This window comes from Streptomyces sp. 5-10 (genome assembly GCF_014712245.1).
GTDB lineage: Bacteria > Actinomycetota > Actinomycetes > Streptomycetales > Streptomycetaceae > Streptomyces > Streptomyces violaceusniger.
The window spans coordinates 1-10,661 of sequence record NZ_JACVYG010000116.1 but is presented as its reverse complement, the minus strand read 5'-3'; the positions used below and the strand labels follow the sequence as shown (position 1 = coordinate 10,661).

General features: G+C 70.7%; 11 protein-coding genes and 2 tRNA genes. 10 read left to right on the top strand and 3 right to left on the bottom strand.

Annotated elements, in window-relative coordinates; translation table 11 throughout:
* Positions 1-262 (top strand): hypothetical protein (locus IEJ02_RS49565; RefSeq protein ID WP_223865584.1); only part of this gene is annotated, 262 nt, incomplete at its 5' end.
* On the opposite strand, the gene IEJ02_RS47010 is transcribed toward IEJ02_RS49565, so the two are convergent.
* Positions 219-632, bottom strand: a complete 414-nt coding sequence (locus tag IEJ02_RS47010) for a GntR family transcriptional regulator (RefSeq protein ID WP_191070389.1) — start codon at positions 630-632, stop codon at positions 219-221. The genes IEJ02_RS49565 and IEJ02_RS47010 overlap by 44 nt on opposite strands.
* 143 nt (positions 633-775) lie before the next feature.
* Between IEJ02_RS47010 and IEJ02_RS47005 the strand changes: the two genes are divergently transcribed.
* The 7 genes from IEJ02_RS47005 (at position 776) to IEJ02_RS46975 (ending at position 6,481) form a co-directional block, all read left to right on the top strand.
* Positions 776-1,114, top strand: a complete 339-nt coding sequence (locus IEJ02_RS47005) for an SCO3933 family regulatory protein (protein WP_191070388.1) — start codon at positions 776-778, stop codon at positions 1,112-1,114.
* The gene (locus tag IEJ02_RS47000) at positions 1,111-1,317 is read left to right on the top strand and encodes a hypothetical protein (RefSeq protein ID WP_191070387.1); all 207 of its coding nucleotides are present in this window, start codon (positions 1,111-1,113) and stop codon (positions 1,315-1,317) included. The genes IEJ02_RS47005 and IEJ02_RS47000 overlap by 4 nt, the downstream gene beginning before the upstream one ends.
* On the top strand, positions 1,314-2,705 hold the full coding sequence (locus tag IEJ02_RS46995; RefSeq protein ID WP_191070386.1) for an FtsK/SpoIIIE domain-containing protein: 1,392 nt from the start codon (positions 1,314-1,316) through the stop codon (positions 2,703-2,705). Before IEJ02_RS47000 ends, IEJ02_RS46995 begins: the two co-directional genes overlap by 4 nt.
* Positions 2,706-2,754: 49 nt before the next feature.
* Positions 2,755-3,432, top strand: a complete 678-nt coding sequence (locus IEJ02_RS46990) for a DUF2637 domain-containing protein (protein WP_191070385.1) — start codon at positions 2,755-2,757, stop codon at positions 3,430-3,432.
* A gap of 132 nt (positions 3,433-3,564) precedes the next feature.
* On the top strand, positions 3,565-5,028 hold the full coding sequence (locus IEJ02_RS46985) for a replication initiator (RefSeq protein ID WP_191070384.1): 1,464 nt from the start codon (positions 3,565-3,567) through the stop codon (positions 5,026-5,028).
* Positions 5,019-5,207, top strand: coding sequence for a helix-turn-helix domain-containing protein (locus IEJ02_RS46980; protein WP_370467268.1), 189 nt, complete (start codon positions 5,019-5,021; stop codon positions 5,205-5,207). Before IEJ02_RS46985 ends, IEJ02_RS46980 begins: the two co-directional genes overlap by 10 nt.
* Complete coding sequence (locus tag IEJ02_RS46975; RefSeq protein WP_191070383.1) at positions 5,207-6,481, top strand: site-specific integrase; 1,275 nt, start codon at positions 5,207-5,209, stop codon at positions 6,479-6,481. Before IEJ02_RS46980 ends, IEJ02_RS46975 begins: the two co-directional genes overlap by 1 nt.
* 90 nt (positions 6,482-6,571) lie before the next feature.
* On the opposite strand, the gene IEJ02_RS46970 is transcribed toward IEJ02_RS46975, so the two are convergent.
* Positions 6,572-6,644 (bottom strand) — tRNA-Arg (locus IEJ02_RS46970).
* A 418-nt stretch (positions 6,645-7,062) separates the two neighbouring features.
* Positions 7,063-7,153 (bottom strand) — tRNA-Ser (locus IEJ02_RS46965).
* 312 nt (positions 7,154-7,465) lie between these two features.
* On the opposite strand from IEJ02_RS46965, the gene IEJ02_RS46960 reads away from it, so the two are divergent.
* Positions 7,466-7,915 (top strand): SSI family serine proteinase inhibitor, encoded by a 450-nt coding sequence (locus IEJ02_RS46960; protein ID WP_191070382.1) that lies wholly within the window; start codon positions 7,466-7,468, stop codon positions 7,913-7,915.
* 213 nt (positions 7,916-8,128) lie between these two features.
* A partial coding sequence (locus tag IEJ02_RS46955) for a PAS domain-containing protein (protein WP_191070381.1) occupies positions 8,129-10,661 on the top strand: 2,533 nt, incomplete at its 3' end.

The following is a 10,661-nucleotide window of genomic DNA, read 5'->3' as shown; positions in this document are numbered from 1 at the left end:
CAGAACGTCGCGCATCAGCTGGGATCCGACAGCACCAGAAGATCGCCGGAGGATCGCAATGCAGGATGCGCGCGACCAACGCGCAGATGACAAGGGGGAACTGGTGCTGACCGAGCAGGAGCGGGCGCTGCTGGCAGAGACCGCGGCCATGACTGAGCGTCTGCGCGGTGAGCTGGAGGAGATTCGCGAGGAGGTGGCGGAGCTCCAGGAAGGGCGGTCTACGGGTGCTGCCGCGCCTTCAGTTCGGCGACTTCCTGCTTGAGGGTCTGGACCTCCGCGTTCAAGCTGCGGAGCTGGTCCCGGACCTCTAGAAGTGCCTCGGTGAGGGTCCCGGTGGGTTCTGCGCTCGCCGGGGCCTCGCCCGTTCCGGCCGTCTCGATCAGCTCGCCGCCGGGACCGATCACGTCGGCTACATAGCTGCCGCGCCCCTGCACGGTGTAGATCAAGCCCTCTTCGCGGAGCACGCGCAGGGCGCTGCGGGCGGTCATGTTGGCGATGCCGAACCGCTCTTGCAGCTCGCGGTGCGAGGGGAGCTGTTCCCCCGGCTTGAGCTTGCCCGCCTTGATCTCGGCCCGGATGGCCTCGGCTGCCTGCTGATACGGCGGGCGGGCGTCGTGCGTCGACGGCGTCATGGTCCCAGGGTAGCCGTGTTAGCCCACCTAACACACCCAGACCCTTGAACTCCCACAGCTAGCTCGCTTGACCTAGCTAGCCTGGCTAGGTCATAGTGGTGGCCCGATCGCACAAGCGGTCGGCCACGAAAGGGAGTTCAACCATGGCTATGACCCGTATCCGCGTGGGGCTGCTGCCCTCCACCCAGTTCATCGCTGGCACCCTCCCGGTGCCGAAGGTCAAGGACCCCAACACGGGCGAGGTCGCCACCGACCGCGACACCGGGGAGACCCTGCACACCCTGACCGTCTTCCTCATGGAAGAGGGCCGCGCCGAGCAGATGAAGATCACCGTTCCCGAGAGCGGCCTCCCGGGCGGGCTCCAGCCGGGGATGCCGGTGCGGGTGGCGGAGCTGTTCGCCACTCCGTGGGCGCGCGTCTTCAACGGGCAGTTGTCCGATGGTGTGGCCTACCGGGCGGCGGCGCTGGAGCTGGTCAAGTGACCGCCCCGACCGGACCGGCCCCGTCTTATCCGGTCGAGCCGGAGAGCGGGGATGACGACTCGCGGTTCACCAATGGCCTGCTGTTCGACGTGGCCAAGGTGATCGAGTCGCACGGCTACCCCAAGCTCGCATCCGGCCGTGACCTGCTGGAACTGCGGATATCCCTGTACCGATTCCTCTACACGAACAAGGACGTGCTGTGACTGTGGGAGAGGTCATTGGGTTCGCCCCGGCTGTTGCCGGGGCTGCCCTGGCCGGGATCGTCATATGGGCCCTGTGGTGGCTGGTGCGCTATGTGTGTGCGGACAAGATGACGCGGGCGAGCATGCGGCAGGCGATCGGTGTACGGCGTCGCTGGCGTCGGCTGGCCCCGATGGTGGGGCTGTCGGTGACCGACAAGACCCCTCCGGCCGTGGTCGTGGCGCCGGACGGGAAGGTGCCCAAGCCCCGGGTCCTGATCCCGAAGATCCGGGTCATGGCCGACCGGTACGGGGTGCTGGTGCACGCGGTGTGCCTGCCGAAGGTGGGGCTGGCGGAGTTCCAGCGGGCGGCCCCATATCTGGCCGACGCCTGGCGGTGCACCCGGGTTTCGGTCCTGCCGGACAGGCCGGGAGAGCTGGTGATCCGTGGGGTGCGGGTTGATCCGCTGATCGTCCCCACCGAGCACACCCCGACCAGGGCTGTGCCGGAGGATCTGGCGGTGTGGGATCTGGGCCTGGACGAGTACGCGCAGCCGGTGAGCGTCAGCCTGGCCAACGTGCCGGGCGTGACCGTGGCGGGGCTGCCCGGCTTCGGTAAGACGTCGCTGGTCAACCGGTTCATCTGCGATACGGCGCCGTCCGATGCGGTTCAGTACGCGGTGGCTGACGGCAAGGTGACCTCCTCCCATGAGGGCGACTACGCCGACCTGACAGACCGGATCTTCGCGTTCGTCGGTGACGACCTGGAAGAGGCCAACGCGCTCTTCACGCGGCTGGTCAAGCTGCGGCGGGACCGGTCGGCGTCCATCCGGGCCCTGCTGGGCGTAAAGAACATGTGGCACGTCGGCCCCTCGGCTACCTGGCCGTTGACCGTGCTCATCGTGGACGAAGCGCACACCTACTTTCGCGACTACAAGGGGTCGGACACGCGGACGAAGAAGCTGGCCGCGCTGGCTGCGGAGAACGCACGGCTGGTGGAGGACCTGGTGAAGAAGGGCCGTAACGTCGGCATCCTGGTGATCATTGCGACGCAGAAGGCGACCGGGGATGCCATCCCCACCTTCATCCGGGACGTGTGCCCGGTGGGCCTGTCCTTCGCCCAGAAGACCGCCGAAGCGGCCGTCGTTGCTCTGGGGGAGGACATCCGGAACTGGCCGGACGCCAGCCCCACCGCACTCCAGGACCCTGCCTATGTCGGTGTTGCCGCCATGGCTCACCAGGGGCGGCCCGGCTTCGCCCGCATCCGCACGCCGTACGTGTCCGACGCGGACGCTGCCCGCATCGCCGCCGAGACAGCGCATCTGACCCGCGACCCCGCCGAGCTGCTGGAGGAACTGGCGGGTTCCGCGATGCGGGTGGACGACCCGTTCATCAAGAGGGATGCGGCCTGATCTGTGCTTCGGCCCGCTCGTCATGTCCCCTGGGAGGAGGTGAATCCCTATGTCTGAGGATCGGATCACTCAGCGCACGGTGACCGTGGTCATGGGCATCATCGCGGCTCTGGCGTTCGTCTTCTCCTTCGGTAACGTCTGGGCCCTGGCCCTGCGCCTCGGCGTCCCCGGCCCCATCGCACCGCTGATCGCGCCGATGGTGGACCTGTCCGTCGTCGGCCTCCTGGTGGCCCTGCGGTACCTGTCCCTGCGCGGCGTCCCGGCCGAGCAGATCAAGGGCGCTACCCGGCTGATGCACATGTCCGGGCTGCTGACCCTGGCCCTCAACGTCGCCGAACCCATCGTCGCCGGGCACTACGGCCGGGCCGCCGTGGATGCGGTCGCCCCGCTCCTCCTGCTGGGCTGGGGAGCCGTCGGCCCACAACTCCTGCGCCACTTCCACACCGTCGCCACCACCACCCCGGCCCCGGCACCGGCCGCACCTGACGCTCCGGCCGAGGCCCCCGCGCCGAAGCCTGCCCCGGCCTCCGAATCAGTCCCGCCCCCGGTCACGCCGAAGCCGGAGACTTCCCCGGCGGTCACGGTGCCCGTGCCGCTGCTGAACGCGGCCCGCACCATCGCCGACACCTACCGGGCCGAACACGGCGAGCCCATCAGCCCGGCTCAGCTCCGGGCCCGCCTCGGCGTCGCACTGCCGCTGGCCACCGCCGCGCACGCCCAGCTCTGACCCCGTGCCGGCCGTCCCGGCAACCCAGAAACCCCCGCCCCGACCGGGCCCGGATTCGTCATGCCCCGAGCAGCACCCGCAGCCCTCACCGAGTGCTGCCCGGGGCCCCTTCCCCGAAAGGACACCTCACCCGTGAAAGCCCCCCTGGACCTGCGCCACGTGGCGAGCCTGGCCCTGCGGGACCTCATCGAACTTGCCCACCTCCCCGACTTCGACCGCGTCCAAGACCAGATCAGCCGAATCCGCGGTTGTACCCGGCCGGTTCAGCTCGTCGGCTCCACCGAGACCCGCGACACAGCGACGGACACCGTCGTCCGCTCGTACAGCACCGCAGACGAACCCACCGGGCGGCTGCTGACCACCTGCGGCAACCGCCGTTCCTCCCGCTGCCCGTCCTGCTCCCGCCTGTACGCGGCCGACACCTACCACCTGATCCGGGCCGGGCTCTCGGGCGGCAAGAGCGTGCCGGAGACCGTGCGCACGCACCCCCGCCTGTTCGTCACCCTCACAGCTCCGTCGTTCGGGGCGGTCCACAACCGCCGCACCACCGACGCGGGCAAGAACCTGCCCTGCCGCTGCGGCACCCGCCACCCCGCCGACGACCCCGCCTTGGGCACCCCGCTGTCCCCGGCCACCTACGACTACACCGGCGCCGTGCTCTGGAACGCCCACGCCGGAGCCCTATGGGCCCGCTTCACTACCTACCTGCGCCGTGAGCTGGCCGCCCACCTCGGCATGACGCAGAAGGCGCTGAACGCGGCGCTGCGGGTCTCCTTCGCGAAGGTCGCCGAGTACCAGCGGCGCGGCCTGGTCCACTTCCACGCCGTGATCCGCCTCGACGGCCCCGAGGGCAGCAACGAGCCCCCGCCCCGGTGGGCCACCATCGACGCCCTCACCCACGCAGTCACTGAGGCGGCCGAACGCGCCGTGCTCACCGTGGACTCCGACGCCATCGGCGAACGCCGACTCACCTGGGGCTCCCAGCTCGACATCCGCGAGATCGCCGCTCTGGGCGACGGAGAACTGACCGATCAGAAGGTCGCCGCCTACGTCGCGAAGTACGCCACCAAGAGCGCTGAGGACTCCGGGACCGTGGACCGCTCGCTGCGCTGCGCCCACTGCGCCGGGCGCGGCTACCGGCGCGGCCCTGACGGCTTCCGGGACCTGTGCGGCGAGTGCGAGGGCACCGGCCAGTCCGAACCCATCGCGGACCTGCCCGTGCACAGCCACGTCCGCCAGATGATCCGTACCGCCTGGAGCCTCGGCCACCTCCCTGAGTTCGCCGACCTCAAGCTCTGGAAGTGGGCTCACATGCTCGGCTTCCGAGGCCACTTCTCCAGCAAATCCCGCCGCTACTCCACCACCCTCGGCGCACTCCGCGACGCCCGCCGCGCTTGGCGCACCGAGCAAGCACGCACCGCAGACGACCGGCCCGAGCTGGACGAGGAAACCACCCTCGTCGTCTCCCACTGGCAATACCTGGCCTCCGGCTACAGCCCCGGCGAAGAACTCCTCGCTGCCCAGGTACGCCACGACATCGCACAAGCCCGCGACCACGCCGACCGCCGCAAGACAGAAGGAGACCCGTGGCTGTGACTCCGGGACTGCTCAACGTGGACCAGGTCGCCGCCCGGCTCCAGGTGAGCCGCTGGACGGTCTACAACCTCATCCGCTCGCGCGAACTGGCCTCCCTGACCATCGGCCGCTGCCGACGCATCACCGAAACCGCGCTGCACGACTACATCACCCGACAGACCGAAGAAGAGGCCGCCTAATGGCCAAGAAGAACGCGAACGGCGAAGGCTCGATCTGGCAGCGGAAAGACGGCCGGTGGGTCGGGTCGGCCTTCGTCCTCACCGCCGATGGGACGTACAAGCGGCGGGATGTTTACGGCAAGTCGTGGGATGACGTCCACGACAAGCTGACCCGGCTCAAGGCGGACTCTCAGAAGGGCGTCCCTGTCGTCACGAGCAAGCTGAGCCTGGGCGAGTACCTGACGTACTGGCTGGCCAATGTAGCGCGCATCAAGGTCCGTCCGGCCACGTACGCGGCCTATGAAACGCTCGTGCGGATCTACCTCGCTCCGGGCCTCGGGAAGAAGAAGCTGGCGCGGCTCACCGCACGGGATATCCGGACCTTCCTCGCCACCACGGCGCGTACGTGCCAGTGCTGCGCTCAGGGGAAGGACAAGGCTCGCCCCGAGCGGAAACGCCGCTGCTGTGCGCTGGGAAAGTGCTGCAAGTCGTACCCGTCTGATCGAACGGTGCGGTTCCTGCTGGTGCTGCTGCGGGCCGCGCTGGGGCACGCGGTGCGTGAGGACGAGTTGCCGCGCAACGTGGCCAAGAACGTCGAGCTGGGCATGGGCACCAAGCGGGAGATAGAGCCGCTGACCGTGGAGGAGGGGCGTCGGCTCCTGGCGGTGGCACGTGGCAATCGGCTCTGGGCGGCGTACGAGCTGGCCGTGAGGATCGGCCTGCGGCGCGGGGAAGTTCTTGGCCTTCGGTGGAAGGACGTGGACCTGGCGGACGGCACGGTCACCATCCGCCAGACGCTCCAGCGCGTTGGCGGGGAACTGCTGATCGCGGCCCCGAAGACTCAGCGCTCGGCCCGGCGGGTGGCGCTGCCCACTGAGTGCGTGACAGCGCTCCGGGCTCGCCGGGCCCAACAACAGGGAGACCGGCTTGCGGCCGGGGACAAGTGGAAGGACAACGGAAGCGATCTCGTCTTCACCACCAAGCACGGAACCCCCATCGAGCCGCGCAACCTGAACCGTGCCTTCACCCTCCTGTGCGACAAGGCTGGGGTCCGGCTCGTCCGCTTCCATGACCTCCGGCACACCTGCGCCTCCCTCCTCCACGAGCAAGGGGCCGACGCCCGGATGATCATGGAAGTCCTCGGGCACAGTTCCATCCGCGTCACGATGGACATCTACACCTTCGTCCGGCTGGACTCCCAGCGGTCCGCCTTCGATCGCGTCGGGGATGCCCTGCGTGACAGCAACGAGGATGACGGCGGGGAGGGATTGGGCGGAGTCCCGGCAGCGGTCTGAGAGAGCCGCGCGGCGGTTGCTGTCACCGTTGCTGTCATCACATACGCAAGAGGCCCCTTCCGATGATCGGAAGGGGCCTCTGAGCTGGTGCGCGCTCGGCAGGATTCGAACCTGCAACCTCTTGATCCGTAGTCAAGTGCTCTATCCGTTAAGCTACGAGCGCTTGGCTTCCCGGCGGTTTTTCTTGCCGGTCGGCGTTGCGGGGACAACATTACATGACCTGCGCTGTGAGGCGAAATCCGTTTCCCTCACCCCCACTGACCTGCGAAAACTTCATTTTCGGGGGCTCGCGGGGTTGCCCTTGTGAGACCTCGGGGAGCTCGTCTTCGCGTCGCGAGGTGCTTGAGGAGCGGGGGTGGCGGCGACGGAGAGCCACGGGGGAGTCACCTTGCGTTTTCCCGGCGGTCGCTCCGCGTCGCCCTGGCCCAGGGCGCACGGCCGCGGTCGCCCGGCGTAGCCGTAGTAAGGGGAGCGTGGGCGGGCGGGCGTCGGCGGGTCGGTGTGGTGGTGTGATCGTTCGCGGCGGGCCGGGAAACGAGACAGGGGCCCGCGCCTTGGGCGCGGGCCCCCTGGTCGGAGAGCGGAGGCTGAGGGATTTGAACCCTCGATGGGCTTTAAGGCCCAAACCGCATTAGCAGTGCGGCGCCATAGACCAGACTAGGCGAAGCCTCCAACACACCGGTCGCTCGCGCGAGCGCGAGGTGGTGTGTGCAGATGATGTCACAGCCCAGTGGGATGTCACCAATCGCGGACTACGGTACTCGGCGGGCGGGGCCCACCGCAAAGCCCTTGTGGGGGGTGGTGGGGAGCGGGGCCCGTACGGCGGAGCCACTCCTTAAAGCCGTAGGGGAGCCCTTACGGCGGGCACAGCCCCCGTACGGCCGGCGGGCACAGCCCCTTACGGCGGAGCAACGCGCGCAGCGGCGGCGCGTTAGACGGGGCGGGGGCAGCGCGTCCCCGACCGATCACACCAGGAGTGCCCCCATGCCCCTGCCGCACCGCCTCGCCGTCACCGCCGCGCTGACGACCGCCGCCCTCGCGGGCGCGCTGGCCCCCGCCGCGGCCACGCCGCTGCCGCTGCCCCTGCCGCTCGACGGGGAGAGCGCCGACCGGCTCGTGATCACCGTGAGTGAGACCGGTGAGGACGACGACGCCGCGACCTATCTGCTGAGCTGCCACCCGACCGGCGGTACGCACCCCCGGGCGCGGGCCGCGTGTGCGCAGCTGGACTCGCAGACCGTGTGGGGCCGGGATCCGTTCGCGCCGGTGTCGCCCGACGCGATGTGCACCGGGCAGTACGGCGGGCCGGCCACGGCCCGGGTGACGGGCCACTGGGCGGGGCGTCCCGTCAACGCCTGGTTCAACCGCACCAACGGGTGTGAAATCGCCCGATGGAATCGGTTCTCCGTCGTTTTGCGCATGCCTGGGAGCTGACCTGGGGATTGGGCCGGGAGTGAGCGGAGAAGAGCCCGGTGAAGTTTGTCCGGGCGTGCGTCGAGACGCGTACGTCGCGCTGCGACCTCCCTCTCATCCGCCGTCGCGTCCGGCGCTGGTGCCCGTAGACTCCCCTAGAGACACTCCGCAGATGGGACGGCAGAATGACCGCGGGTGTCAGCAAGGTGCGGTAGCCAGGGAGGAAGCGTCGTCGTGAGCAGCAGGCCATCCCGAGGCGCTGCTCGCCTCGCGGCGATACTCGACGCCCTCCCGGACGCGCTGTTGCTGGTCAACTGCAATGGCACGATCGTCAACGCCAACCACCACGCGCTGGAGTCCTTCGAGGCTCCGGGCACCGCCCTGGTCGGCCGTGGTCTGCTCGATCTGCTCCCCTCCTTCGATCCCAATCGCATTCCCGGGTCGATGCGGCGCCCCGACGTGGCACAGGGGGACGGCAGCAAGCCGACCCGGATGATGGCCCGGCGCACCGACGGGGCGCAGTTCCCCGTCGAGGTGACCAGCGCCAATCTGGAGGACGGGCGGACTCCGTACGCCGATCAGTACAGCTACACCGGCGATGAGCTGCTGATGCTCATCGTGCGCGACCTGACCGGGACGCTCGACACCGAGGCCGAACTCGCCCGTCAGCAGCGCCAGACCGAGATGATCCTGCGCGCGGCGGCGGAGGGCGTGGTCGGCGTGGACACCGAGGGCAAGGTGGTCCTCGTCAACCCGTCCGCCGCGCAGATCCTCGGCTACCGGGCCAGCGACATGGGCGGTCAGGAGCTTCACTCTCTTGTACACCACTCGCGCCCGGACGGTTCCCCCTTCCCGTACGAGGAATCGCCCCTCGCCGACACCCTCCGCTCCGGCCGCAAGCACCGGGTGCGCGGCCAGGTGCTGTGGGCGAAGGACGGCAGCCAGGTTCCGGTCGATCTGACCACCGCGCCCGTCCGCGACGGCGACCAGCTCGTGGGCGCCGTGCTGACCTTCACCGACCGGCGGGCCGAGAAGGCCATGGCGGCCGAGCACGCCGAGGAGGTCGAGAGCCTCACCACCCGGCACACGGAGAAGGTGGAGAGCCTCACCGCCCAGCACGCCGAGGAGCTGGAACAGCTCACCACGCAGCACACGAAGGCCCTGGAGGAGCTGCGGGCGCAGCTCGCCGAGGAGCGCGCGCGGCACGCGGCACAGCTGGAGTCCGTCACCGCCCGGAACGGCCAGCTGCTGGCCGTGCTGGACCAGTCCCTGCGCGGACCCCTGCTGGAGCTGCGCCGTGAGCTCGGAGTGCTCGCCGACGACCCGGCCGGGCAGCTGTGGCCCGAGGCCAACCAGATCCTGCACCACCTCGCCGCCGGCTACACCCGGATGACCACGCTCGTCGACAACGTCCTGAGCTATCAGCGGCTCGACTCGAGCGGCGAGGAGCTGGCCCGCCGTACGGTCTCGATGGACGAGGTCGTATCGGCCAGTGTCGAGGGCGCGGTCGAGCTGATCGGCCCGGGGCGCGCGCAGTTCGCGGTGCACGCCCCGCCGATCGACGCCGAGGTGGACGCGGAGCGGCTCGCCCAGGCGCTCGCCCATCTGATCGCGGACGTGGCCGGGGTCGACTCCACCGGCAACGCCGCCTCGGGCGTCGCGGCGAGCGACTCGACGATCGTGGTCGCGGCGGCGCAGCGCGGCGATGTCGTGCGGATCGAGGTCCGCGGGCCGTACGCGGGCGGCGACCCGGTGCACGAGCCGATCGTGCGCGGGATCGTGCGCCTGCACGGGGGCGTGCTCCAGACCCATGAGATGCCGGGCATGGGCGGGCACGCGTACGTCCTGGAGGTGCCGATCTCGGCGGCGGCCGCTGCCGAGCAGGAGTTCATGGACGGCGACGCCGCCGGGCAGGGCAACGGTACACAGGGGCAGGGCACCTCGGGCGCGGGCACCGGTGCGGGTACGGGTACTGGCGCGGGTACGGGTGCCGGTGCGGGTACGGGCACCGCGGGCGGCAACGCCTCCGGCCAGACCCCGACCGGACGCCGCGCCCGGCACGGGGCGGCCCCCAGCGACACGCCGGGCGACACCAGCGGCGGCGGCACACACGGCAACGGCACACACGGCAACGGCACGCACGGCAACGGCACGCAGGGCGGCGGCCAAGGCGGCGGCACACAGGGCGGTACGCCTCCGCCCAATCTCCGTAAGGCCGCCCCGCGTACAGCCGATCCCCGTACGGCCGACCCGCGCACCGCCGCTCAGCCGGGCGCCCCGGGCGCGACCGCGCCCGCCGCGCTGCCCGCGGTCGTCGGCGAGAACCCCGCGGCCCAGCAGCAGAACGCGGCCGAGCCCGCGAACCCGCCGCGGCCCACCGGGCGGCGCAGGGCGCGCCCCCACCCCGACGAGGCGGCGGCCGCGGCCGCGAACCCCGGCCAGAACGCGGAGGGAGCCGCGACCGGCAGCCATCGCCACGCTCGCGGCGGCGCACCGGAAGCGGCCGGTCCGCAGCCGACGGGCCCCGCCGCCATGGGCGTTGTGCCGCCTCAGGGCATTCCGGCCCAGCAGCAGCCCCAGGGCCGCCGCGCCCGGCGCGGCGCCCCGGCGCGGGAGCAGAGCGGCCCTCAGGCCGCCGGTGCCCCCGCCCCCGCGCAGGGTGCGGGCGGCCGACCTGCCCTCGCCCTGCCCGCGGCCTCCGCCGACACGCCCCAGCAGCCCGCCCAGCCGGCCGCGTCGGGCATGCCCGCGCTCCCGGCCGCCCGCA

Bases quoted from the DNA above. Each gene is read 5' to 3' on its own strand.
- IEJ02_RS47010 (WP_191070389.1), bottom strand. From the start codon at position 632: ATGACGCCGTCGACGCACGACGCCCGCCCGCCGTATCAGCAGGCAGCC.
- IEJ02_RS47005 (WP_191070388.1), top strand. From the start codon at position 776: ATGGCTATGACCCGTATCCGCGTGGGGCTGCTGCCCTCCACCCAGTTC.
- IEJ02_RS46990 (WP_191070385.1), top strand. From the start codon at position 2,755: ATGTCTGAGGATCGGATCACTCAGCGCACGGTGACCGTGGTCATGGGC.
- IEJ02_RS46975 (WP_191070383.1), top strand. From the start codon at position 5,207: ATGGCCAAGAAGAACGCGAACGGCGAAGGCTCGATCTGGCAGCGGAAA.
- IEJ02_RS46960 (WP_191070382.1), top strand. From the start codon at position 7,466: ATGCCCCTGCCGCACCGCCTCGCCGTCACCGCCGCGCTGACGACCGCC.